Origin of the sequence: Micromonospora sp. WMMC241 (genome assembly GCF_027460165.1) — a bacterium.
Lineage (GTDB): Bacteria > Actinomycetota > Actinomycetes > Mycobacteriales > Micromonosporaceae > Micromonospora > Micromonospora humi.
The window spans coordinates 1,108,320-1,129,671 of record NZ_JAPZBF010000001.1 but is presented as its reverse complement, the minus strand read 5'-3'; the positions used below and the strand labels follow the sequence as shown (position 1 = coordinate 1,129,671).

Here is a 21,352-nt window from a genome sequence, read left to right as displayed (position 1 = left end):
CCGGCAGCCACGAGTGGCCCCGCTCATACGGGTAGCCTTTGCCAACGTGTACCGGTTCCTGCTGACCCCGCGCTGGCTCGGCTACCTCGCGCTGACCCTGGTGGCCGCCGCGGTGATGGTGTTCCTGGGCAACTGGCAGCTGGACCGCTACCACGGCCGCACGGCGATCAACGAACGGATCGACGCCGGCGCCACGATGACCCCCGCGCCGCTGCGCGACGCCCTGCCCGCGCCGACCGGCGCCGCCGGCAGCGTCGGCCCGGCCCCGGCCGAGCGGCTCACCTGGAGCCGGGTCACCGCCACCGGTCGCTACGACAGCGCGAACGACGTGCTGATCCGCGGCCGGACCGTGGACAGCACTGTCGGCTTCGAGGTGCTCACCCCGCTGGTGCTCGCCGACGGCAGCGCGGTGCTCGTCGATCGCGGCTGGATCCCGCCGGTCCCGGGCGGCGGCGCGACCGTCCAGCCGTCGGTGCCGGCGGCGCCGACCGGCGAGGTGACAGTCACCGGCCGAGTGGTCGGCAGCGAGAGCGGTGGCGGCGGCGTCGCCCGACGCGACGGCAAGCTGGAGGCTCGACGGATCGACGTCGCCCGCCTGGCGAAGCAGCTGCCCTATCCGGTGACCGGCGGTTACGTACTGCTGGACGGGCAGACGCCGGCCGCCGACCCGGCCTTCCGGGCGGTGCCGATCGGGCACACCAACAACTGGCAGAACTTCGGCTACGTGTGGCAGTGGTGGATCTTCGCGGTGATGAGCCTGGTCGGCTACGGCTGGGTGGCGCGCCGGGAGGCTCGCCGTCGGGCCGGCCTGGACGGCCCGCGCCTGCCGGTCGACCGGGCCGCCGAACCGGCCGCCGCCGGCCCCGCCACCTCCTGAGGCGGGACCGCGGGCTCAGCCGGTGACCCGGCCGGCGTGGATCGCCCGGACCGCGTCGATCGTGTCCGCCTCGGCGGCGGTCTTGTCGTCGCGGTAACGCACCACCCGGGCGAAGCGCAGCGCCATCCCGCCCGGGTAGCGGCTGCTCGTCTGCACCCCGTCGAACGCGATCTCGACCACCTGCTCCGGGCGGACCCGCACCACCCAGTCGCCCTTCTCCACGGCCAGCGACAGGAAGCGCTCGGTCTGCCACCGCAGCGTCTCGTCGGTGAGCCCCTTGAACGTCTTGCCCAGCATGACGAACTCGCCGCTGCCCGGGTCACGGGCGCCGAGGTGCAGGTTGGACAGCCAACCCTGACGCCGGCCGCTGCCCCACTCGACCGCGAGCACCACCAGGTCGAGCGTGTGCCGGGGCTTGACCTTGACCCAGGCCGCGCCGCGCCGCCCGGCGTCGTAGGGCGCGGCCGGGTCCTTGACCACCACGCCCTCCTGCCCGGCGTCGACCGCCGCGGCGAACGCGGCGGCGGCCTGCTCCGCGTCGTCCACCTCCACCCGGCCGACCAGCAGCGCCGGGTCGACCGCGCGGGCCAGCGTCGCCCACCGCTCCCGCCCGGGCAGGTCGATCAGGTCGGCGCCGTCGAGGTGCAGCAGGTCGAAGAAGTACGGGGTGAGCACCGGCTCGCCGGCCCGCTCGGCGGCGGCCAGCACGGCGGGCGCGACCGGGGCCCGACCGGTGGTGCTGGGCGTGGTGCGCCGCGCCGCGTGGCTCGACGTCTGCTGGAACGGCAGCGGCCGGCCGGCGGCGTCCAGCCCGATCGCCTCGCCGTCGAGCACCAGCTCGCGGGCGGGCAGCGCGCGGACGGCGGCCACCACCTCGGGCAGCCGGCCGGTGATCTCGTCGAGGCTGCGGGTGAAGACCGCGATGTCCGACCCGGAGCGGTGCACCTGGATGCGGATGCCGTCGAGCTTGACGTCGACCACGGCCGGCGCGCCGGTCGCGGTGAGCGCCTCGTCGACCGAGGGCGCGCTCTGGGCCAGCATGGGCGCGAGCGGACGGCCCACCTGGAGCCCGAACCCGGCCAGGGCGGCAGCGCCGCCGGTGAGCGCCGCGACCGCCACCGCCCGCAGGTCACCGGCGAGAAGCAGGGCCCGCCGGACGGCCGGGACCGGCACGTCGGCGGCCCGGGCCACCGCCTCGGCGAGCAGGCCGGCCTGTGCGCCCTGCCGCAGCTCGCCGCGGAACAGGCCGACCAGCAGGCGCTGCTCGTCGGCGGTGGCCGCGGCGAACAGCCGGCCGACCAGCTCCCGCCGTCGGGCCTGGGAGCCGGCGCCGCCGACCCGGGAGATCTCCTCGATCCCCGCGTCGACGGCGGTCACGGTCAGGGTCGGCTCGGCCGCCGGCGGTGGCAGGTCCCGCAGCGCCGCCCAACCGACGCCGGTCTGCCGCTGCCGCAGCTCACCGGCGAGGTAGCCGGCGCCGGCCGGGATCTCGCCCGGGTCGAGCGCGCGCAGCGCGGCGGCCAGCAGCTCCACCTTGGCGCGCCGGCCACCGGTGGCGCCCACCGCGGCCGAGGTGGCCGCCAGTTCCGCGAAACGCACGTCCACATCCTGCCAGCCGGCGGTGACACCGGGGCGGTTCCGGCGGCCCGGCGCACCGATTCGGGTGCGCCGGACCGCCGGACGCCCGGACGCGCGAGGCCCGTCGTGCCGGTCGCCGGGCCTCGCGCGCCGGGCCGCTTCCGGCGCACCGAAGATCAGGCCGAGACCGGCTCCTCGACCCGCAGGCCGCGCCCGCGCACCCCCTCGGCGACCCGGGTGAGCAGCGCGTCGAGCGTGACCAGCGTGGCCGACAGCTCACCGAGCTGTTCCTTGAGCGTGGCCTCGGGCCACGCGGAGACGTCGACGTCCCCCAGAGCACGGACAGCGGCCTGGAGCCGCGCCATCTCGTCGTTCGTACGCATGTTCGAAAGGCTATAACACCCGGCCGGGCGACACGCCGCAAAGTGCGACATCCATCTCGAAGTTACGGTTTCGACACCGTGCGTGTCGGGACCGGACATAGACACCGGCCGGGAGCGACATACCGCAGAGGCATAATTATGACTTTTGGGGTATATCGCTTTCCACCTCGTCGCCTCATCGCCAGCGTCACCCACCGTGACGACGCGCGCGCATCGCCCGTCGTCTGCCCCCCGGTCAGGCGCGGCCCGCCTCGGCCACCTTCGCCAGCAGCAGCGCCTCGGCCAGGCAGACCCGGGCGAACTCGCCCAGGTGCAGGCTCTCGTTCGGCCCGTGCGCCCGGGCGTGCGGGTCCTCCACGCCGGTCACCAGGATCGCCGCCTGCGGGAACATCTCCTGGAACGTGGCGATGAACGGGATCGAGCCACCCACCCCGATGTCGACCGGGTCGGTGCCGTCCCAGGCGCCCCGGAACGCCGCCCGCGCTGCGTCGAACATCGGGCCACTCGCGTCGATCACGCAGGGCGCGCCGTCGTGCTCGAACGTCACCGTCACCTGCGCGCCCCACGGCGCGTTCCGCTCCAGGTGCGCGGTCAGCGCCGCGTACGCCTTCTTCGGGTCGTCGCCCGGCGCCAGCCGTACGCTCAGCTTCGCCTTCGCGGCCGGGACCAGCGCGTTCGGCGCCTCTCCGGTGGCCGGCGCGTCGACGCCGAGGATCGCCAACGCCGGCTTCGTCCAGAGCCGGTCGGTGATCCGGCCGGTGCCGAACAGCCGCGCGCCGTCGACCAGGCCGGCCTCCGCACGGAACCGGTCCTCCGGGTAGTCGACGCTCGCGCCCTCCCGGGTGGCCAGCCCGTCCACCGCGACGTCGCCGGCGTCGTCGTGCAGCGTGCCGAGTAGCCTCACCAGCGCGGTGAGCGCATCCGGCACGGCGCCGCCGAACATGCCGCTGTGCACCGCGTGGTCGAGCGTGCGCACCTCCACGAAGCAGTTCACGATGCCGCGCAGCGAGGTGGTCAACGCCGGCACCCCGACGTCCCAGTTGGTGGAGTCGGCGATCACGATGACGTCCGAGGCCAGGTCGTCGCGGTGCTCGGCGAGCAGCCGCTCCAGCGAGTCCGAGCCGTACTCCTCCTCGCCCTCGACGAACAGCACCACGCCGACCGGCAGCCGGTCGCCGAACGCGCGCAGCGCGGCGACGTGCGCCATGATGCCGGCCTTGTCGTCGGCCGCACCCCGACCGTAGAGACGGCCGTCGCGCTCCACCGGCTCGAACGGGTCGGACTCCCACAGCGACCGGTCGCCGACCGGCTGCACGTCGTGGTGGGCGTAGAGCAGCACGGTGGGCGCGCCGGCCGGAGCCGCCTTCGTCCCGATCACCGCCGGCTGGCCGCCGGAGCGGACGATCCGGGTGTCCAGGCCGCAACCGCGCAGCAGCTCCGCCACCGCCTCGGCGGAACGCTCCACGTGCGAGTGGTCGAAGCCCTCGAAGGCGATGCCCGGGATGCGGACGAGTCGTTCGAGGTCGGCACGGACGCCGGGCAGTTCCCGCTCGACGGCGGCCCGCACCTCGGACTCGGAGATGATCGGAGTGGTCATGACCGGAATCGTATGCCGGCCTTACCCGGCCACGCCGTCCGAGCCCGGACGCCGACCGTGCCGCACGAAGTAGCGGTCCGGGTCGTGCGGCAGGTCGGGAGCGCCGTCGACGACCAGGTCCACCGCCGCCTCGGTGCCGTCGGCGGCGAAGTGCGCCCGCTCGCCGGCGTGCCAGCGGCGCAACTCGGGCAGGACCCCCGCGCCGTCGCGGGCCAGCGCCCGGGACAGCCGCAGCTCGGCCGGCGCGGTGACGAGCGCGGAGAGCGTCAGCTCGGGACGTACGGCGGCGCGCGCGGCGCTCACCCCCTCGACGATCAGCACCGGCGCCGCCGGCACCGGCACCACTCGCTCCAGGAAACGCCGACGGACCCAGCTGTACCGGCGGTAGCCGCCCGCCCGGCCGGCCCGCACCGGCCCGAGCACCCACTCCTCCAGCCGCGTCCAGAACGTGAGCTGGTCGTCCCAGCCGTCGAGCAGGTCGTCGGTGCGGACCAGCGGCGGCCGCTCGCCGCCGGTCGCCGCGAACGCCTCCGCGAGGCGCGTCGCGAACACGCTCTTGCCCGCGCCGCTCGGCCCGTCCACCGCCACCAGCCGGGTACGCCCCAACCGCGCCGGCCCGGCCAGCACCCGCCGGACCAGTCCGGCGTACGCCTCGACCACCGCGACGTTCACCCGACCGACGCTAACGTTCCCCCGTCCGCTGGATCCTGCGACCCGGGCGGGCCGTTTCGCCCGGCGGTGTCGCCGGGCCACGGGCATGATCTGGGGGTGCTCCATGACGTGATGTGTCCGGGCGTCGACGCCCTCCTGGAACAGGCCCGCGCCGGTCTCCGCCGGCTCACCCCGCACGAGACCGTCGAGGCGGTCCGCAACGGCGCGCTGCTGATCGACACGCGCACCGAGGCGCAGCGTCGCGAGGAGGGTGAGCTGCCCGGCGCGATCGTCATCGACCGCACCGTGCTGGAGTGGCGGCTCGACCCGGCCAGCGAGTGGCGCATCCCGGAGGCGATCGGCTACGACCGCGAGATCGTGGTGGCCTGCCGGCAGGGCTTCAGCTCCAGCCTGGCCGCCGCCAGCCTCCAGACGCTCGGCCTGCGGCACGCCACCGACATGATCGGCGGCGTGCAGGGTTGGCGGGAGGCCGGCCTGCCGATGTCCGACCGCCCGGCCGACGTGCGCCACTGACCCGCCCCGCCCGGGTGTCACCGACCCGCCCGCCTCGGCTGCCGCCGGACCGCCCCGCCCGGGTGCCGCGGGACCGCTCCGGTCAGGACGGGCCGGGCGGTTGCCCGGGCGCGCCGGGCGGCACGAACGGCAGGCCCGGCGGCGGGCCGTCCTCGATCAGCCGCCACAGCGCGCCGGTGTCGAGGTGCTCCTCCACCAGGTCGCCGAGCAGGTCCAGCGTCCGTTCCCGAACCGCCGCGAACGACGTGTCCGGCGCCGCCTTGAAGCCGGTCCGACCGGCCGCCTCGGCGACCTCGGTGAGGAACCGGCGGCGGAACGCGTCGGACTCGAACGCCCCGTGCCAGTGCGTCCCGTACACCGCGCCGAGCCGGGCGCCCTCGCCGGTGCCGTCGGCGTAGCGCAGCAGCGGCGGCAGCCCCGGGTCGGCGGCGGAGACCCGACCGTGGTGGATCTCGTACCCGTGCACCGGCACGTCCCCGGCCGCGGCGCCCTCGGCCCGGCGGACCGTCTTGCGCGGATCGAAGGTGATCTCGACGGGCAGCAGCCCGAGGCCGGGCACGCTGCCCTGCCGGCTCTCCACCGGGTCGTGGATCGCCCGGCCGAGCATCTGGAACCCGCCGCAGATGCCGAGCAGCGGACGGCCGGCGGCGGCGTGCGCCCGCACCGCGTCGGCCAACCCGCTCTCCCGCAGCCAGGCCAGGTCGGCGACGGTCGACTTGGAGCCGGGCAGCACCACCAGGTCGGCGGCGGCCAGTTCGGCCGGCTCGACGGTCAGCCGCACCCGCACCCCCGGCTCGGTGGCGAGCGCCTCGACGTCGGTGGCGTTGCTGATCCGGGGCAGCCGGACCACTGCGACGTCGAGCCAGTCCGTGCCGCGCGGCGCCGCCGGCCGGCCGAGCACCCGCCCGTACGCGAGCGAGTCCTCCGCGTCCAACCACAGGTCCAGCGCCCACGGCAGCACGCCGTAGGTGGGTCGGCCGGTGACCTGGCGCAGCATGTCCAGACCGGGCCGGAGCAACCCGACGTCACCCCGGAACTTGTTGATCACGAAGCCGGCGACCAGCGCCTGGTCGGCCGCGTCGAGCAGGGCCACGGTGCCGAACATCGAGGCGAACACCCCGCCCCGGTCGATGTCGCCGACCACGATCGCGGGCAGGCCGGCCTGGCGGGCCAGCCCCATGTTGACGTAGTCGCCGGCCCGCAGGTTGATCTCCGCGGGGCTGCCCGCGCCCTCGCAGATCACCGCGTCGTACTCGGTCCGCAACTCGGCCAGCGCCGCATACGCGGTGGCGGCGAGCCGGGGCCGCAGCGTGTGGAAGTTGCCGGCGGTGATCGTGTCGACCGCCTCGCCGAGCAGCACCACCTGGCTGGCCTGGTCGCTGCCCGGTTTGAGCAGCACCGGGTTGAAGCGCAGATCGGGCGCGAGCCCGGCGGCGGCGGCCTGCATGGCCTGGGCCCGGCCGAGTTCCCCACCCCGGCCGTCCGGGCCGACCACCACTGCCGAGTTGTTGGACATGTTCTGCGCCTTGAACGGCGCCACCCGGACCCCCTGGCGGCGCAGCCAGCGGCAGATCCCGGCGGTGAGCACGCTCTTGCCGGCGTCGGAGGTGGTGCCGGCGACCAGCAGCCCGCCGCTCACCGCCCGCTCCCCCGGCCGCCACGCGCGATGCGCGCGCCGCCGGCGATCCCGACGCGGCCCTGCCCGTCGCGCCCGGGAGGACCGAGCGTGCGTCCGGCGGCGCCGCTGATCGTGTGCCCGATGGTGCCGATGGGCGTGCGCCCGGCGGCGCCGCTGAACGTGTGCCCGATGGTGCCGGTGAGCGTGCGCCCGGCGGCGCCGCGGACCGTGCGCCCGGGAGCGCCGGTGAGCGCGCGCAGCGCGGCGCGGGCGGTGGCGCCGGCCAGCCGGCCCACGGTCACCGGATAGAGCGCGGCCAACCCGAGCGCGGCCAGGCTCACCGCGCCGGAGACCCGGGCCGCCCGCTTCAGGTGTCGCGCCTCCGGACGGGGGCCGTCACCGAGGAACGGCCGCGTCTCGGAGCGGCCGAAGTAGACGTTGCGCCCGCCCAGCCGGACGCCGAGCGCGCCCGCCATCGCCGCCTCGCACTGCCCGGCGTTCGGGCTCGGATGGTCGGCCCGGTCCCGCCGCCAGACGTGCCAGGCCGTCGCCCGGTCCCCGTGCACCACCGGCGCGACGGCCACCGTGAGCAGACCGGTCAACCGGGACGGCACCAGGTTGAGCAGGTCGTCCAGCCGCGCGGCCGGGGTGCCGAAACGGGCGTACCGGGGTGAGCGGTGACCGACCATGGCGTCGAGCGTGTTCGCCGCCCGGTAGCCGAGCAGGCCGGGCAGCCCGGCGACCGCCCCCCACACCAGCGGCGCGACCACCGCGTCGGAGGTGTTCTCGGCGACCGACTCGACAGTGGCGCGGGCCAGCTCCGACTCGTCCAGGGCGGACGGGTCCCGCCCGCACAGGTGGCCGAGACGGGCCCGGGCGGCGGGCAGGTCGGCGCGACGCAGCGACCGCCCCATCACCCGCGACTCGTGCCGCAGGGTCCGTCCGCCCAGCACCGTCCAGGTGCCGGCGGCCACCAGCGCGGCCCGGGCCACCGGGTGACGTCGGGTGGCCAGCGCGGCGGCGGCGCCGAGGAGCGCCGGCGCGCCGACCGCCAGCGCCGTGAACGCGGCCCCGGCCGACCGCCGGGGGCGGTAGATCCGTCGCTCCAGCGCGCCGGCCGCCTGGCCGAAGCCGGCCACCGGATGCCACCTGCGCGGGTCGCCGAGCAGCGCGTCGAGCGCGTAGCCCGCCGCCAACCCGGTCGCGTTCGCCATGGCGGTCGCCTGCCGCACCCGTCACCACCTCCGGCCGGCCAGCCTAACCGCACCGCGGGGCGCCGCACCGCCGTACCGCGGGGTGGCCACGCCGACGTCGCCACCCCGCGCCCCCGTCGCACGGCCCAGGCCTCAGACGGACACCGTGCTACGCCGTCGGCCGCGGCGCCCCGAGGCGGACCCGTCGCCGTCGGACCCCGCAGCCCTCGGCCCGTCGTCGACGGGCAGCCCGACCTCGGTCAGCTCGTCGTCCTCGGCCGCGACCGGCTTGTCTCCCTCCTCCTCGCCATCCCCCGACTCCCCGGACCGAGCGTCGAACGGGTCGAGTTCGGCCGTCCGGTCGAGCGTGCCGGTGAGACCGACATGTGCCGCCCCGAACTCCGGCGCCGGGAAGTCGTCGTCGAACGGCCGGGCGTCGAACGTGGTCGGGGCCTGCTCGTCGGGCACCGGCTCGGTCGCCTCACCGTGCACGCGCTGCTCCGCCTCGGCGTCCTCGACCGAGCTGGTGGCCGCGCGCGGCTGGTTGCGCAGGAAACGGGCCCGCCCCCGGGACAGGTCGTGCCCGACCGCGACCGCCTCCAGCTCGTAGAGCGTGCGATGGTTGCCGGCCTCGTCGGTCCAGTCGCGGGTGTAGAGGCGGCCGGCGACGATCACCGGGTCACCCAGGGCCACCGACGCCGCCACCCCCTCGGCCAGCCGTCGCCAGCAGTTCACCCGCACCCGCAGGCTGTTGCCGTCGACCCAGCGGCCGCTGTCCCGGTCGAGCCGGCGAGCGGTCGAGGCGACCTTGAAGTTGGCCACCAGCGTTCCGCTCTGCGTGGTGCGGCGCCACTCGGGCGCGGTCAGCACGTTGCCGACAATCGTGACGTAGGTATCGAACATCGCCCCTCCCAGGGATCGGTTGTCCGGGTGAGCGTGGGCCGAACCGGGCCGCCCGGGCAGCCCTCCGACCCCGCGCCTGTGGACGACGGACGGCTTGTGGACAACCGCCTGATCAAGGTCCCCGTCTGCTAGGCCGATGGGCCCTACGGGGCCGACCTGCGGCGACACATGATCGGAACGTGACCGGCGGGAGGCGTTCCGGAATCGCGCCGGTTGGGTAAGTACTTGATCAACCGAGAGAAAGGGAGCGCCGATGCTTCTCCGAGACGTCCGCGAGGCAGGGCGATGAGCGCCGTGGCGAACCCCGCGACCGTGGGCGAGTGCCTGCGGGTCGGTGCCGGGTTCTCGCAGGGCGACCGCAACTGGATCGCCGAGCAGTTCGCGACGCTGGACGCCCGGCTCGCCGGCTTCCACGCCGACGCCACCGAACTGGAGGTGTCGGTCAAGGACCGCGAGGCCCGGGGTCAGAAGGTGACCCTGGAGTGCTGGGTGGCCGGCCGGCAGAAGATCGTCACCACCTCGACCGAGGAGGACCTGCACGCCGCGTTGAACGACGTCCGGGACGACCTGCGCCGGAAGCTCAACGACGCGAAGACCCGGCAGGAGCCGCGCAGCAACAAGCACCTGCGCGCGACGGAGCAGCCCGATCCCGTCCCGCTGGAGGACGCGTTGCGGCAGGACACCGAGACCGCCTGAGTTCCCGTACGCCCCCGCCCGCTCGGTGCCGGCGGGCGGGGGTCCCGCGCTCGGCCCAGGTTTCAGGCGTGGCCCTCGCCTTACGCCCCTACCGCCGGGTAGCTCGGCGGCGTACCGTCGCGGTCGTGGAACCGGACGTGCTGGGAGCGCCCTACGAGCGGCGCACGATCGAGCTGGGCACCGACGACGAGGGGCCGGTGGTCGCGACCCTGGTCCGCCGGCGCGCGGACCGCCCGACCGGCCGGGCCGTGCTCTACGTGCACGGCTTCGTCGACTACTTCTTCCAGACCCACGTGGCCGACTTCTTCGCCGAGCGGGGCTGGGACTTCTACGCCCTCGACCTGCGCAAGTACGGCCGCAGTCTGCTCCCGCACCAGACCCCGAACTTCTGCCGCGACCTCAGCGACTACTTCCCCGAGCTGGACGCCGCCGCGGAGATCATTCGCGCCGACGAGGGGCACGAGACGCTGCTCGCCATGGGCCACTCGACCGGCGGCCTGATCATCTCGCTCTGGGCGGACGCCCGCCGCGACGCCGGCCTGGTCGACGGCATCGTGCTGAACAGCCCCTTCTTCGACATCAACGCCCCCTGGGCGGTCCGTCGACCGCTCGCGGCCGCCGTCGCCCGTCTGGGCCGCCGGGCGCCGCAGCGCATCCTGCCGTTCGGGCTCGGCACCGTGTACGGCGAGAGCCTGCACGCCGACCACCGCGGCGAGTGGCGCTACGACCTGGCGTGGAAGCCGCTCGCCGGGTTCCCGGTCCGGGCCGGCTGGCTGAACGCGATCCGCACCGGTCAGCGCCGGCTGCGGGCCGGGCTGACCATCGAGGTGCCGGTGCTGCTGGCCTGCTCCACCCGCAGCTTCCGGGGCGCGAAGTGGCACGAGAGCGCCACCGGGGCCGACGCGGTGCTCGACGTGGAGCACATGGTGCGCTGGGCGCCCCGGCTGGGCCGGCACGTCACAGTGGCCCGCTTCGACGGCGGGCTGCACGACCTCACGCTGTCCAGCCCCGGCGTACGCGAGAAGGTCTTCGCGGAGGTCGGCCGGTGGGCGGAGGGTTTCCTCCGCGCCGGCCCCACCGAGCCGGAGCCCACGCCGCCGGCCGCACGCCGCCCGACCGACGAACCAGCCGACGCACGGGCTGCCGCCGGCGCCGAGGGCTGAGCCGCCGGCCACTGGTGGCGGTGAGAAGGGGCCCCCGCTCTACCGGAGGCGTCAAGAAGGGGCCCCTCCTCGCACGACCTCGGCGAGCGCCGACCGGATCCGGTCGAACGTGGCGACCGGGTGCCCGCCGTCGCGCGGCGGCAGCAGCACGCCCAGGCAGCGCGGGACCACACCGCCCTCCGGCCCCGCCTCGACCGCGAACACCGGCGCACCCACGTACCCGGCGGGCAGCTCGACGGTGACCCGCACCTCGTCGCCGTCCCGCGCGACCTGTTGGACCACCGCCTCCAACGGCCGTGACCCGTCCTCGGAGACCCCCAGGGCCAGCACGAACGCCGAACCGGGCATCGCGCCGATCCGCGCCACCGCGTCGGCCGGCGCGGCCACCGCCTCGGTGACCTGCTGGGTACGCCAGCGCCAGCCCTGGTCGTCGGCGTGGCCGTGCAGCCCGCCGGTCGGCATCGCGGCCACCCCCAACTCCGGCAGGCGCAGCCAGTGGTCGGCGAAACCGGGCAGCTCGATCGGCTCCGCCGCCCCCTCGGCCGGCTCGGTGACGCTGGGCCGGAGCAGGATCTCCCCGTACGGCCGGTCGGTGAGCACCTCGGCGGTGAGCAGCCACTCGTGCGCGACCTCCCCGTCGTCGGTGGCGCCGACCAGCTCGCTGAAGAAGAAGGCGGTACCGACCGTGCCGGCCGGCGCTCCGGGCCCGTCCGACCCGGCGACGGGCAGGATCGACCGCCCGAGGTGCTGGCACAGCTCGAAGACGATCTCGTTCTCGGTTTCCTGGTCGAGAAGCATCCGCCGAGGGTACGGACCGGGGTGTGCCCGCCGGCCCGGGACCCGCCGTAACTCCGATGCCGGGTTCGGCCTCGGCGTGGGACGCTGGCGGCGACGTGGGCGCGCTCGACCCGTACCCCCGGCCGGGCCGGGGCCGGCGGTACCCTCTTGGCGCGACGATCGTCGGCGCGCGCCCGTAGCTCAGCGGATAGAGCAGGGGACTTCTAATCCCAAGGCCGCAGGTTCGAATCCTGCCGGGCGCACTCGCACCTACCCGGAGGCGCTCCCACCTCGCCCTCCCGGATCTCCGGCGGACGGCAGCGGCACCACCCGTTCCTCGTGCACCTTGACCTCGGCACGGTACCGGTGGGCGGCCGGATGCCAGATCTCCTCGAACGGGCCCATCACGTTGTCGCCGACCCCGCGGCGGCGAACCCGGGCCGCCAGCCAGGCGAGAAGGCCCAGGGTGCCCGCCAGGCAGCCGACGACCAGCACGATCGCCAGAAGCTCGCCCACCGGGCCAGGCTAGCCCGTCATCGGAGATCTGGTTGACCAGCCACCCGAGCCGAGCGGGACCATCGGGCGCATGTCGCTGCCGCCGGCGACCGGCGGACGGTCACGAGTCGGCCGGCACGCCCGCCTCCAGTTGACCGATCACCGGGTGGAGCAGGTCGTTGAGTTCCCGGGTCAGCACGACGACCGCGCGCCGCGCCGTGGCCGCCACGGAGTCGCCGGGTCCGTCGGGTGCCGGCGGCAGGTCGCCGAGCGGGACGGGCGCCTCCACCTGGAGCGTGGCGCGCAGGTGCGGGCTGCGGGTCAGGTCCTGGTCGGTCGGCGTCGTGTACTGGCCGAACAACTGGGGCCAGTCCCGCCAGCCCCGGTCGCGCTGCCACTGCCGGCTCCAGGTGAGTTCGGCCGGCCACCGGGAGATCACCGTGACGGCACAGATCAGACTGCCGTCCCACGGGCTCGGCGCGCAGGTCGCGGCCACGATCCGCCGGTGCCAGCGTACGTAGCCGGGTGACAGCTCGACGGCCACCCGCCAGGCGGTCGCGGCGAAGGCGACCGGCGCGATGTCGCCCCACGTGTCGGCGAATTCATCGGTACGTCTGAGCACCTCGGCCTCGTAGCGGCCGCGTCCGCCGGTGCCGCGCTCACGATCGACGTTCTCGTCGAGCCAGAAGGCTCGCGTTTCGGCCATGGTCTGCCCCCGTCCGGACTCTCGTACCGGTCTACCACGCCGGCGCGGAAATCGGATGCACGTCGGTGGATCCGTCGGGATACTTCCCGGATGATCGACGACGCCGTGCGGAACGAGTGGGAGACCGAGGGGTTCGTCGTCCTGCCCGGTTACCTCCCGGCTGCGGACCTGGCGCCCGCGCTCGACGAGTTGGAGACGATGTTCCCGTCGCCGGACGGCTTCCACGACGGGACGGATCCGCGGCGGGACCGCTATCTCGGCGACGAGTTCGCCGGCATCCAGGGCTTTCCGTTCGACAGCGTCGCACTCAGCCTGCTTGCGGTGGGCGACCGCCTGGTGCGGCTGGCGCGCGCGTTGCTCGCCACCGAGGATCTCCGGGTCTACTCGGCCGAGGCCTGGGCGAAGTTCACCGGAGCGGCCGACTACGACCAGGAGCTGCACCGCGACTACCTCAACCACACCCTGCTGGTGCCGACGGACACGCCCGAGCACCGGCAGCTGGAGATGTTTGTCTACCTCGTCGACGTGCCCGAGGGCCTCGGCCCGCCGCACCTGCTGGCCACGCGGCACACCCGGGACCTTCCGGCCCGGCCGAACTGGTATCCCCGTACCGATGTGGGCGAGCGGTTCGGTGACTTCGTCGCATCCACCGGCAGCCCGCGTCTCTACGACGCGGAGGTCTCCGGTGCCGGCCCGGCCGGCACGGTGGTCGCCTTCCAGCCCGGCACGTTCCACCGGGGCACCGGCATGACCGCGCCACGGGGCGCCCGCTACACCATGCATTTGGGTTTCCGGCCGGCCGCCGTGGACTGGAGCAACCGTCACGCCTGGGCGGAACGCAGCCACGAGCCCGCCTGGTACCGCTTCGTGAGCCGGGCGACCCCGGCGCAGCTCGCGCTCTTCGGCTTCCCACCACCGGGCCATCCCTACTGGACCGCCGACACCCTCGCCGGCGTGGCCGAGCGCTATCCGGGCCTGGACCTGACACCCTGGAAGGTCTGAGGCGTCAGTGTGCCGTACCGGCGAGCAGCCACCGCCGGACCGGGATCTCCAACAGCACCCGTCCACTGTCCAGCGTGACCGGCTGCCGGATGTCCCACCCGTCGTACTTGTCGGCGAAGGCCCGGACGACGGCGGGCGGGAAGTCGCCGTGCAGCCGGGCGGCGCCCTCCGCGACGACCGGGTGGTCGCCGTTCTCCAGCGCCAGGGAGACGCGCGGGTCCGCCGCCACGTTGCGGGCCTTGACACTGCCGGCCTCGCAGCAGACCCACCAGATGCCGTCGACGTGGACGAACCAGACCGGCGTCACGTGCGGGGAGCCGTCCGGGCGCAGCGTGCACAGCCACACGTTCCGCTCCCGGACGAGCCGGGCGTCGACGTCGGCCGGAAGTGGGGCAGCCATCCGGAGAGTGCACCACATCCCCGCCGCCCACGAGTGGAACGCAATGGTCGTCTCATGTCCACGCAGACACCCATGGCGTTCCACCCGCCGCCTGTTGATCTCTTGAGTGGAACGTCATGGGTGTCTCGGCCCCGCGCAGACACCCATCACGTTCCACCCACGGTTGCCCATGGGGCGCGGTGGGCCGCCCCGCCCGTCGAGTCGTTCCTGACATCAGCTCGAAAGGCACGCACGGCGGGACGGTCACTGACCGCCGTCAGGCTCCGCTCATGGTGGCCGAGACGGCACACCGAACGTCGGCACCCCGCCCGCACCGGGTCGCGACGTCGCTTCGGCGGCGTCCGACGTGGCCGCGCTGCACGCCGAGACCGCCCTGGAATGGCTCAGTCGCAGACCCGCCAGTCCCCGTCCTCCTTGACCAGCGGGAGGACCTGGGTGATGGCGACTCCGTCGCGCGGGGTGAAGCGGACGTTCGCCGACCCGTGCACCCGGCCGTTGTTGTTCATGACGTTCACCCCGAGGATCTCGTAGCCGGTCAGCTCCGGCTGGGCGGCCTGCTGCCGGGCGAAGTCCGCCTCGCCGAGTCGGTCGCGCACCTGGGCGCAGAGCTGCCCGTACGCGGTGGGGTAGTCGCGGGCGACCACGGCGGCGGAGAACGTGTCGGCGGTGGCGCGGGCCGGCCCGGTGGCGTCCTGGACCACGCGGTAGAACACGAAGCCACCGACCACGCCGCCCGTACAGCAGAGGGCGAGCACCACACCCAGCACGATGAACAGCGTCCGCTTGGACTTCTTGGGCGGCACCATGGCCGGCTCGTACGCCATGACCGCAGGGTAGGAGCCTCGGACAACCCGTCGACGCGCCGCGCACCGAGGGTGACCGGTTCCGACAAAGCATGTTATTCTCCGGCGTCAATCTATGCCGTGCGGACCCGGCCGGGTCGCTGCCGGAAGGACACCTCCCCGATGCCGGTGGCTGCCGCCACGACCCTGCCCCGGTCCCCACTGGACCGTCCCGCGGGCGGCGCGTTCACGCTGATCTTCACCACCCTGCCGGCGCTGCTCCGGCTCACCTGCGGGCTGGTCGGCGCGGTGGTCGCCCTGTCGGTGCGGACGCCGCCGGTGCGGGTGGCGCTGCTGGTCCCGGCCGTCGTCGCGCTCACCGCGTGGTCCGGCTGGTACGCCGTCCGCGCGTTCCGGCACGGCATCGGCGTCGCGCTGGTGGCCGGCGACGTGGCGCTCACCACCGCCACCGCGCTGGCCCTCGGTTGGCTGGTCGCGCCGGAGGTGCTGCCCGGCGAGGCGAGCTGGGTCGCGGTGCTGGCCAGCACCACGGTGATCAACGCACAGGCCACCGCACCGGCCCGCTGGTCGGTGCCGGCCGGCCTGCTGGTCACCGCCGCCTACGCGACCGGCGCCACGCTGGCCGGGAACCCGGTCGAGGCGCGGGCGCACACCGGCACGCTGCTGGTGCAGACCGGCTGCACGGCGGTGATGACCGCGGTGATGCGCCGCTGGATCGGCCGGGGCGATGCCGCGTTCGCCGACTACCGGCGGTTGTCGCACGAGGCGGTGGTGGCGCGCACCGCCCGCGAGGCGGAACGGCGGCACAACCGGGACCTGCACGACACCGTCCTCGGCACGCTGACCATGGTCGGGCTCGGCGCGATCCCCGGTGGCTCGGCGGCGCTGCGCGAGCGGTGCGCGGCCGATCTGCGTACCCTCGGCGCGCTGGCCGGCGCGCGGGCCGCGTCCGGCGAGGCGGACCTGGACGAGCGGCTGCGCACGGTCCTCGCCGGGCTGCCGGAGCTGCGGGTGACCGCGACGCTGCCGCCGTGCCGGGTGCCGGCGGAGGTCGCCGCGGCGCTCGCCGACAGCGCCGCCGCCGCGCTGGCCAACGTGGTGCGGCACGCGCCGGGCGCGACCACCGCGCTGCGCCTGGCCCGCGAGGGCGGCGCCGTGGTGGTCGAGGTGGCCGACGACGGTCCGGGCTTCGACCCGGCGACGGTCCCGGCCCACCGGTACGGGCTGCGCGAGTCGATCCACGGGCGGATGGCCACGGTGGACGGTCGGGCGGTGGTGACCTCCGCCCCTGGCGCGGGTACCCGGGTCCGGCTGGAGTGGTCGGATGGCGACTGAGTCCCCGATGGCGGTGACCACCCGCCCGGCGCCGCTCCCCCGGCCCCGGGTGTTCGCGCGCGCCGGATCGGCCGCCGCACCGCCGGAGGCGCACGCCGTGGCGGACGCGTCGGACCGGGGCGCCCGGCTCGTCGCGGTCGTCATCGCGCTGGCCTGGCACCTGGTGATCGGGCTGCCGGCGGTGCTGGCGGCGGGGCCCGGGATGGCCGCCCCGGCGGTGGTGGCGGGCGGATGGCTGGTGACCGCGCTGGTCGGCGTCGCCACCGGCGTACGCCTGCTGCGCGGCGGGCTGCCCCCGGCCCGGCGGTTGGCCGCGGCGCTGCTGGTGGTCGACGCGGCGGTCTTCGCGGCGGCCGGCGAGCGGTTCCTGTTCACCACCGCCAACTGGGTGTGGGGCGGGCTGGCCTGGTTCTTCCTGCTGGTGCTCTGGCAGCGTCCGGTGCGTTGGCTGCTGGTCCTGCTCGCGGCGCACGCGACGATCGCGCTGGTGGCGGTGGTGCTGCACGGCGCGACCGCACCGGCCGACCTGAGCCGCTACGCGATGTACGTCTACGGCACCTCCACGCTGCCGGTGGCGGTGTTCGCCGGCGCGGCGGCACTCACCGGGCTGGCCCGGGACCGGGCCGGCACCGCCGCGGCGGCGCTGGCGGTGGCCGCGGAGCGGGAGGCGGCCGAGCGCGCCCAGGGCGAGCGGCAGGCCCGGCTCGCCCTGGTCAGCGGCACCGCCGAGGAGGTGCTGGCGGCGTTGGCGGCCGGCGACGCCGACCCGGCCGACCCGGCGGTACGCCGGCGCGCGGTGCTGGCCGCCGCCCGGCTGCGCCGGCTGATCGCCGAGTCCGACGACGTGCCCGACCCGCTGCTGCACGAGTTGCGCGCCGCCGCCGACCTGGCCGAACGGAACGGCCTGCCGATCGAGCTGATCGCGGTCGGTACGCCGCCGGAACTGCCGGTCGACGTGCGCCGAGGGCTGGCCGACCCGCTCACCGCCGCGCTCGCCGGCGCCCGCGGCTGGGCCCGGCTGACCGTGGTCGCCAACCCGGACGAGGTGATGGTCAGCCTGGTGACGCCGGATCACGACGGCCCGGACGACTCCGTGGCGCCGGCCGGCGGCGACGGCCCGGTGGAGCGCCTGCACGAGCGGGACGGGGAGATCAGATGGACGCAGACCCGCTGGCGGCGGACGTGAACGCCGGGCACCCGATCGGGGTGGCGATCGTCGACGACCACCCGGTGGTGATCGACGGGGTGCGCGCCTGGCTGGCCACCGAGCCGCGGCTGCGGGTGCTGGCGACCGGCGACGACCCGGACGCGGTGCTGCGGGCCGCGCCGGACGCCGAGGTGGTCCTGCTCGACCTGCGGCTGCACGGGCGGATGGTGCTCGACAAGCTGGCCGAGCTGAGCGCGGCCGGGCGGCGCGTGGTGGTCTACTCCGAGCACACCGACCCGCAGACCATGCTGGCCGCCCTGGACGCGGGTGCGGTGGCGTTCCTGGCCAAGCACGAGGGGCGGGAGCACTGCGTGGGCACCGTGCTCGCGGCGGCGAGCGACCGCCCGTACGTGCCGCCGGCACTGGCCGGCGCGATGGTCGGCGATGCCCGCCCGGACCGGCCGGCCCTGTCGGACAAGGAGCGCGAGGCGCTGCTGCTGTGGTTCCAGTCGATGTCGAAGGCGTCGGTGGCGCGCCGGATGCAGATCAGCGAGCACACCGTCAAGCAGTACGTGGACCGGGCGCGGATCAAATACACCCGGGCGGGCCGTCCGGCGGCCTCCAAGGCGGCCCTGCTCGCCCGCGCGATCGAGGACGGCCTCGTCCGACCGGAAGATATCGGCATCTACCGGTCGCAGGCGTCGGCCGACCGGCCGACCCCCTAACGGGTGTCATGACAATCACCCCAGGAATCGGGCAGGCTCACCGGTACCGCCAACCGTCACCGGGAGGTCGTACCGTGCCGGAGGACGCCGCACCCTTCTTCATCGGGCCACACCGCTTCGACGCCGACGACGATCCCACCCGTCCGCTGCTCGACCGGCGCTACGCGCTGGTGCCCGAGCCGGGCGAACGGCTGCTCGGCCAGCACCGGCTGTCGGTCGCCGGCCACCTGCTCGGCCCCACCGAGGACGTACGCTGCTGGGCGCTGCCCGACCCGGCGTCGGTCACCGTGACCGACCGACGGCTGGCCTACGTGTGCACCGGCCCCGAGCTGTCCCTGGTCCCCGGGCGGGACGGCCCGACCGGCGCCCGGCACCGGCGCCCGGTCCGGCTGTCCCGCCTGGTCAGCGGTCAGATCCGCTGGCAGTGGCCGTCCCGGCTGGAGCTGGCCGAGGTCGGCGACGACGCGGTGGAGCTGCGCGTGGTCTGCGACGCGTTGCGCACCATCCGGCAGCCGGCGCTGGCGCTCACCGGCCCGGTCGACCTGGTCACCGCGCTGGCCCGGCAGGTACGCCGCTCGGTGGCCGGGTTCCGGCTGGCCCACCCCGACCTGGTGGACCTGTCCCCGCCGGAGCGGGACGCCCTCGCCACCCGGGTGGCCGCCTCCCCCGGCCCGACGCTGGGCGCGGTGACGCTGCCCGGCTCGCTGCCGGTGGAGTTCCTCTCCCGCGACGACTACTACCGCCAGCCGGTGGCGGAGGCGACGGACTGGCCACGGCTCGACGCCCCGGCCCGGGACCTGCCCGGCTCCGCCTGCTGACCCGCCCGTCGGGCGGCGGTCAGGAGGCGCTGCGGGAGCGGCGGTCGGAGCGGTCCAGCTCGGCGGCCTGCTCCGGGGTGGGCGCGGCGCCGCCCAGGTGGGCCGGCTGCCACCAGGCGTCGTCCGGGCCGGCCGGCTGCTCCGGGTAGTCCCGCTGGGCGCGGTCGACGAGCGCCGACAGCCGGGTGCGCAGCTCGGCGGTGAGGGCGGTGGCGTCCGGGTAGGCGGCCGGGTCCATCGGCTCGCCCACCAGGATGGTGATCGGGGTGTGCCGGCGGGTCAGGGTGCGCGGGCGACCCTTGGTCCAGAGCCGCTGGGTGCCCCAGAGCGCCACCGGCAGCAGCGGCACGGCGGCCTCCTGCGCCATCCGGGCCGCGCCGTTCTTGAGGTCCTTGACGGTGAAGGAGCGGCTGATCGTCGCCTCCGGGAAGACGCCGACCACCTCACCCTGGCGCAGCGCGCCGACCGCGGCGGCGTACGACCCGGCGCCGGCGGCGCGGTTGACCGGGATGTGCTTCATGCCGCGCATCAGCGGACCGGAGACCCGGTGCCGGAAGACGCTCTCCTTGGCCATGAACCGGACCAGCCGGCGGGACTCGTGCGCGCCGTAGCCGCAGAAGATGAAGTCGAGGTAGCTCACGTGGTTGGACGCCAGCACCGCCCCGCCGGTGGCGGGCACGTGCTCGCTGCCCCGCACGTCCAGGCGCAGGTCGAGAGCGCGGAACATCGTCTTGGCGGCGGTGATCACGGGCGGGTACACGAGTTCCGGCATCCCGTTACTTTACCCCGAGTAGGTTACCCGACCGTAGGGACGCTCTGCCCTGAGCAGACCGGGGTCGCGGACCGGCCCTGACGAGGCCACGATGGGCCGATGACCGAACGCGGCGTGCTGCTCTGGATCCACGGCGGCGGATGGCGGGCCCGCTCCGACGAGGACGGCGCCGCGCTGGCGTCGCTCGGCCTGCGGGTGGTCGCCGCGACCCACCGGTTCTCGCACGAGGCGCACTGGCCGGCGCAGCTCGACGACGTCCGCGCCGCCGCGCGGGCCGCCCGGGCCGCGGCGGGCGGCCTGCCGCTGCTGGTCGGCGGCGACTCGGCCGGCGCGATGCTCGCCCTGCACCTGGGGCTGCGCGGGGTGGACCGGCCGGGTGACGTGGCGGGCGTGCTGGCGTACTGGGCGCCGGTGGACCCGCTCGACCCGGAGCAGCGGCGCCACCGTCCACCCGGCGACGACCCGTGGACCGACCTGCTCGGGCACCCGCCGGCTGCGGGCGACCCGGCCACCGCCGACGCCACCGTGGCCCACCATCTCGGCTCCGGGGTGCCGGTGCTGCTGGTGCAGGGGCGCGACGACGTCCCGGTGCCGGCCGCCCAGGCGGTCGAGCTGGCCGGTCGCCTGCTCGCCGCCGGCCACCCGACCCACCTGTGGCTCACCCACGGCGGGCACGCGCTCGACCTGGCCCGGCCGGATCTGCGTGCGGTCGCCGCCACGTTCCTGGACAGCGTCCTGCCGGCGGTCCCCGCCCACTAGGTTCGAGGCATGCCCGATCTCGCCGCAATCGTCATCCACTGCCGCGATCCCTACCTGCTCGCCCCGTTCTGGAGCGCGGTCAGCGGGCTGCCGGTGGTCGACGAGGACCACGCGAAGCTCGCCGACCGGACGCTCGGGCCGACCGAGGCGGTGCTGCTGCGCGACCCGCACCGGCGGCGGCCGGACCTGTGGATCAGCCCGGCCGGTGACCTGCCCGCGCCCGGCCTGATCCACCTGGACCTGGTCGGCGACGCCGAGGAACGGGCCGCGGTGCTGGAGGCGGGCGCGACGGTGGTCCGCGAGCTGCCCCGCTGGACCGTGCTGGCCGACCCGGAGGGCAACGAGTTCTGCCTGCTGCCCCCGCACGAGGCGCACGCCGCCGAGCCGTCGCCCGGCCACTGAGCGCGGCCGGGCCGGGCC

At 75.3% G+C, this 21,352-nt stretch carries 22 protein-coding genes, 1 tRNA gene and 2 pseudogenes; 12 read left to right on the top strand and 13 right to left on the bottom strand.

Translation table 11 applies throughout. The features are described 5' to 3' along the window. Positions 1 to 46 precede the first annotated feature (46 nt). A complete protein-coding gene (locus tag O7598_RS05450) occupies positions 47 to 877 on the top strand; it encodes an SURF1 family cytochrome oxidase biogenesis protein (RefSeq protein ID WP_269690290.1) in 831 nt (276 codons plus the stop codon). A gap of 15 nt (positions 878 to 892) precedes the next feature. Here O7598_RS05450 and O7598_RS05445 read toward each other — a convergent pair whose 3' ends face one another. The 4 genes and pseudogenes from O7598_RS05445 to O7598_RS05430 form a co-directional block, all read right to left on the bottom strand. Continuing rightward, positions 893 to 2,476: an ATP-dependent DNA ligase gene (locus O7598_RS05445; protein ID WP_269690289.1), complete on the bottom strand. Its 1,584-nt coding sequence runs from the start codon at positions 2,474 to 2,476 to the stop codon at positions 893 to 895. A gap of 155 nt (positions 2,477 to 2,631) precedes the next feature. Further along, positions 2,632 to 2,838 (bottom strand): hypothetical protein, encoded by a 207-nt coding sequence (locus tag O7598_RS05440; protein ID WP_091069481.1) that lies wholly within the window; start codon positions 2,836 to 2,838, stop codon positions 2,632 to 2,634. 235 nt (positions 2,839 to 3,073) lie between these two features. Then, the gene (locus O7598_RS05435; protein ID WP_269690288.1) at positions 3,074 to 4,435 is read right to left on the bottom strand and encodes a dipeptidase; all 1,362 of its coding nucleotides are present in this window, start codon (positions 4,433 to 4,435) and stop codon (positions 3,074 to 3,076) included. Further along, positions 4,410 to 5,107 (bottom strand): annotated as a pseudogene (locus tag O7598_RS05430) (uridine kinase family protein); the annotation flags it as partial. The pseudogene O7598_RS05430 and the gene O7598_RS05435, both read right to left, overlap by 26 nt. 111 nt (positions 5,108 to 5,218) lie before the next feature. Here O7598_RS05430 and O7598_RS05425 point away from each other — a divergent pair. Further along, positions 5,219 to 5,620 (top strand): rhodanese-like domain-containing protein, encoded by a 402-nt coding sequence (locus tag O7598_RS05425; RefSeq protein WP_091069476.1) that lies wholly within the window; start codon positions 5,219 to 5,221, stop codon positions 5,618 to 5,620. Between the two features lie 82 nt (positions 5,621 to 5,702). Here O7598_RS05425 and O7598_RS05420 read toward each other — a convergent pair whose 3' ends face one another. From O7598_RS05420 to ssb, 3 genes and pseudogenes are all read right to left on the bottom strand, one after another. Next, positions 5,703 to 7,259 carry a cobyric acid synthase gene (locus tag O7598_RS05420; protein WP_269690286.1) on the bottom strand — a complete coding sequence of 519 codons (1,557 nt, stop codon included), beginning with the start codon at positions 7,257 to 7,259 and terminating at the stop codon, positions 5,703 to 5,705. A 197-nt stretch (positions 7,260 to 7,456) separates the two neighbouring features. Next, a pseudogene (locus tag O7598_RS05415) lies at positions 7,457 to 8,470 on the bottom strand (cobalamin biosynthesis protein); the annotation flags it as partial. Between the two features lie 114 nt (positions 8,471 to 8,584). Next, complete coding sequence (ssb, locus tag O7598_RS05410) at positions 8,585 to 9,334, bottom strand: single-stranded DNA-binding protein (protein ID WP_269690285.1); 750 nt, start codon at positions 9,332 to 9,334, stop codon at positions 8,585 to 8,587. Positions 9,335 to 9,619: 285 nt separating this feature from the next. Here ssb and O7598_RS05405 point away from each other — a divergent pair, with 285 nt between their 5' ends. Further along, a complete protein-coding gene (locus tag O7598_RS05405) occupies positions 9,620 to 10,030 on the top strand; it encodes an HPF/RaiA family ribosome-associated protein (RefSeq protein ID WP_091069469.1) in 411 nt (136 codons plus the stop codon). Positions 10,031 to 10,155: 125 nt separating this feature from the next. Then, positions 10,156 to 11,193, top strand: coding sequence for an alpha/beta hydrolase (locus O7598_RS05400; RefSeq protein ID WP_269690284.1), 1,038 nt, complete (start codon positions 10,156 to 10,158; stop codon positions 11,191 to 11,193). 51 nt (positions 11,194 to 11,244) lie between these two features. Here the strand turns inward: O7598_RS05400 and O7598_RS05395 are convergent, their stop codons facing one another. Further along, on the bottom strand, positions 11,245 to 11,991 hold the full coding sequence (locus tag O7598_RS05395; protein WP_269690283.1) for a hypothetical protein: 747 nt from the start codon (positions 11,989 to 11,991) through the stop codon (positions 11,245 to 11,247). A gap of 169 nt (positions 11,992 to 12,160) precedes the next feature. On the opposite strand from O7598_RS05395, the gene O7598_RS05390 reads away from it, so the two are divergent. After that, positions 12,161 to 12,233, top strand: a tRNA-Arg gene (locus O7598_RS05390). A 7-nt stretch (positions 12,234 to 12,240) separates the two neighbouring features. Here O7598_RS05390 and O7598_RS05385 read toward each other — a convergent pair. Both O7598_RS05385 and O7598_RS05380 read right to left on the bottom strand, forming a co-directional pair. Further along, the gene (locus O7598_RS05385; RefSeq protein ID WP_269690282.1) at positions 12,241 to 12,486 is read right to left on the bottom strand and encodes a hypothetical protein; all 246 of its coding nucleotides are present in this window, start codon (positions 12,484 to 12,486) and stop codon (positions 12,241 to 12,243) included. Between the two features lie 100 nt (positions 12,487 to 12,586). Beyond that, positions 12,587 to 13,171, bottom strand: a complete 585-nt coding sequence (locus O7598_RS05380; protein WP_269690281.1) for a hypothetical protein — start codon at positions 13,169 to 13,171, stop codon at positions 12,587 to 12,589. Between the two features lie 90 nt (positions 13,172 to 13,261). Between O7598_RS05380 and O7598_RS05375 the strand changes: the two genes are divergently transcribed. Further along, positions 13,262 to 14,173 carry a phytanoyl-CoA dioxygenase family protein gene (locus O7598_RS05375; protein ID WP_269690280.1) on the top strand — a complete coding sequence of 304 codons (912 nt, stop codon included), beginning with the start codon at positions 13,262 to 13,264 and terminating at the stop codon, positions 14,171 to 14,173. 4 nt (positions 14,174 to 14,177) lie between these two features. Here O7598_RS05375 and O7598_RS05370 read toward each other — a convergent pair whose 3' ends face one another. Together O7598_RS05370 and O7598_RS05365 are read right to left on the bottom strand one after the other, a co-directional pair. Next, complete coding sequence (locus O7598_RS05370) at positions 14,178 to 14,573, bottom strand: pyridoxamine 5'-phosphate oxidase family protein (protein WP_269690279.1); 396 nt, start codon at positions 14,571 to 14,573, stop codon at positions 14,178 to 14,180. A gap of 383 nt (positions 14,574 to 14,956) precedes the next feature. Continuing rightward, positions 14,957 to 15,397 (bottom strand): Rv0361 family membrane protein, encoded by a 441-nt coding sequence (locus O7598_RS05365; protein ID WP_269690278.1) that lies wholly within the window; start codon positions 15,395 to 15,397, stop codon positions 14,957 to 14,959. Between the two features lie 141 nt (positions 15,398 to 15,538). Here O7598_RS05365 and O7598_RS05360 point away from each other — a divergent pair, with 141 nt between their 5' ends. The 4 genes from O7598_RS05360 to O7598_RS05345 all read left to right on the top strand — a co-directional run bounded on the left by O7598_RS05360 (position 15,539) and on the right by O7598_RS05345 (position 19,401). Further along, a complete protein-coding gene (locus tag O7598_RS05360; protein ID WP_269690277.1) occupies positions 15,539 to 16,711 on the top strand; it encodes a sensor histidine kinase in 1,173 nt (390 codons plus the stop codon). Next, a complete protein-coding gene (locus tag O7598_RS05355) occupies positions 16,701 to 17,897 on the top strand; it encodes a hypothetical protein (protein WP_269690276.1) in 1,197 nt (398 codons plus the stop codon). Before O7598_RS05360 ends, O7598_RS05355 begins: the two co-directional genes overlap by 11 nt. After that, on the top strand, positions 17,867 to 18,583 hold the full coding sequence (locus tag O7598_RS05350) for a response regulator (protein ID WP_269690275.1): 717 nt from the start codon (positions 17,867 to 17,869) through the stop codon (positions 18,581 to 18,583). The genes O7598_RS05355 and O7598_RS05350 overlap by 31 nt, the downstream gene beginning before the upstream one ends. Before the next feature lie 74 nt (positions 18,584 to 18,657). Further along, on the top strand, positions 18,658 to 19,401 hold the full coding sequence (locus O7598_RS05345) for a hypothetical protein (protein WP_269690274.1): 744 nt from the start codon (positions 18,658 to 18,660) through the stop codon (positions 19,399 to 19,401). A 19-nt stretch (positions 19,402 to 19,420) separates the two neighbouring features. On the opposite strand, the gene O7598_RS05340 is transcribed toward O7598_RS05345, so the two are convergent. Then, positions 19,421 to 20,173 (bottom strand): lysophospholipid acyltransferase family protein, encoded by a 753-nt coding sequence (locus O7598_RS05340; protein WP_269690273.1) that lies wholly within the window; start codon positions 20,171 to 20,173, stop codon positions 19,421 to 19,423. Between the two features lie 99 nt (positions 20,174 to 20,272). Between O7598_RS05340 and O7598_RS05335 the strand changes: the two genes are divergently transcribed. Further along, entirely contained in the window at positions 20,273 to 20,932 is a 660-nt protein-coding gene (locus O7598_RS05335; RefSeq protein ID WP_269690272.1) for an alpha/beta hydrolase, read from the top strand. A 9-nt stretch (positions 20,933 to 20,941) separates the two neighbouring features. After that, positions 20,942 to 21,334: a VOC family protein gene (locus O7598_RS05330; protein WP_269690271.1), complete on the top strand. Its 393-nt coding sequence runs from the start codon at positions 20,942 to 20,944 to the stop codon at positions 21,332 to 21,334. Positions 21,335 to 21,352: the final 18 nt, after the last annotated feature.

What these genes read in the sequence shown, in the direction of transcription:
- O7598_RS05360 (WP_269690277.1), top strand. Translation starts at nt 15,539, where the DNA reads ATGCCGGTGGCTGCCGCCACGACCCTGCCCCGGTCCCCACTGGACCGT.
- O7598_RS05370 (WP_269690279.1), bottom strand. Translation starts at nt 14,573, where the DNA reads ATGGCTGCCCCACTTCCGGCCGACGTCGACGCCCGGCTCGTCCGGGAG.
- O7598_RS05335 (WP_269690272.1), top strand. Translation starts at nt 20,273, where the DNA reads ATGACCGAACGCGGCGTGCTGCTCTGGATCCACGGCGGCGGATGGCGG.
- O7598_RS05365 (WP_269690278.1), bottom strand. Translation starts at nt 15,397, where the DNA reads ATGGCGTACGAGCCGGCCATGGTGCCGCCCAAGAAGTCCAAGCGGACG.
- O7598_RS05435 (WP_269690288.1), bottom strand. Translation starts at nt 4,435, where the DNA reads ATGACCACTCCGATCATCTCCGAGTCCGAGGTGCGGGCCGCCGTCGAG.
- O7598_RS05340 (WP_269690273.1), bottom strand. Translation starts at nt 20,173, where the DNA reads ATGCCGGAACTCGTGTACCCGCCCGTGATCACCGCCGCCAAGACGATG.
- O7598_RS05380 (WP_269690281.1), bottom strand. Translation starts at nt 13,171, where the DNA reads ATGGCCGAAACGCGAGCCTTCTGGCTCGACGAGAACGTCGATCGTGAG.
- O7598_RS05375 (WP_269690280.1), top strand. Translation starts at nt 13,262, where the DNA reads ATGATCGACGACGCCGTGCGGAACGAGTGGGAGACCGAGGGGTTCGTC.
- O7598_RS05355 (WP_269690276.1), top strand. Translation starts at nt 16,701, where the DNA reads ATGGCGACTGAGTCCCCGATGGCGGTGACCACCCGCCCGGCGCCGCTC.
- O7598_RS05395 (WP_269690283.1), bottom strand. Translation starts at nt 11,991, where the DNA reads ATGCTTCTCGACCAGGAAACCGAGAACGAGATCGTCTTCGAGCTGTGC.
- O7598_RS05405 (WP_091069469.1), top strand. Translation starts at nt 9,620, where the DNA reads ATGAGCGCCGTGGCGAACCCCGCGACCGTGGGCGAGTGCCTGCGGGTC.
- O7598_RS05425 (WP_091069476.1), top strand. Translation starts at nt 5,219, where the DNA reads ATGTGTCCGGGCGTCGACGCCCTCCTGGAACAGGCCCGCGCCGGTCTC.
- O7598_RS05330 (WP_269690271.1), top strand. Translation starts at nt 20,942, where the DNA reads ATGCCCGATCTCGCCGCAATCGTCATCCACTGCCGCGATCCCTACCTG.
- O7598_RS05350 (WP_269690275.1), top strand. Translation starts at nt 17,867, where the DNA reads ATGGACGCAGACCCGCTGGCGGCGGACGTGAACGCCGGGCACCCGATC.
- ssb (WP_269690285.1), bottom strand. Translation starts at nt 9,334, where the DNA reads ATGTTCGATACCTACGTCACGATTGTCGGCAACGTGCTGACCGCGCCC.
- O7598_RS05440 (WP_091069481.1), bottom strand. Translation starts at nt 2,838, where the DNA reads ATGCGTACGAACGACGAGATGGCGCGGCTCCAGGCCGCTGTCCGTGCT.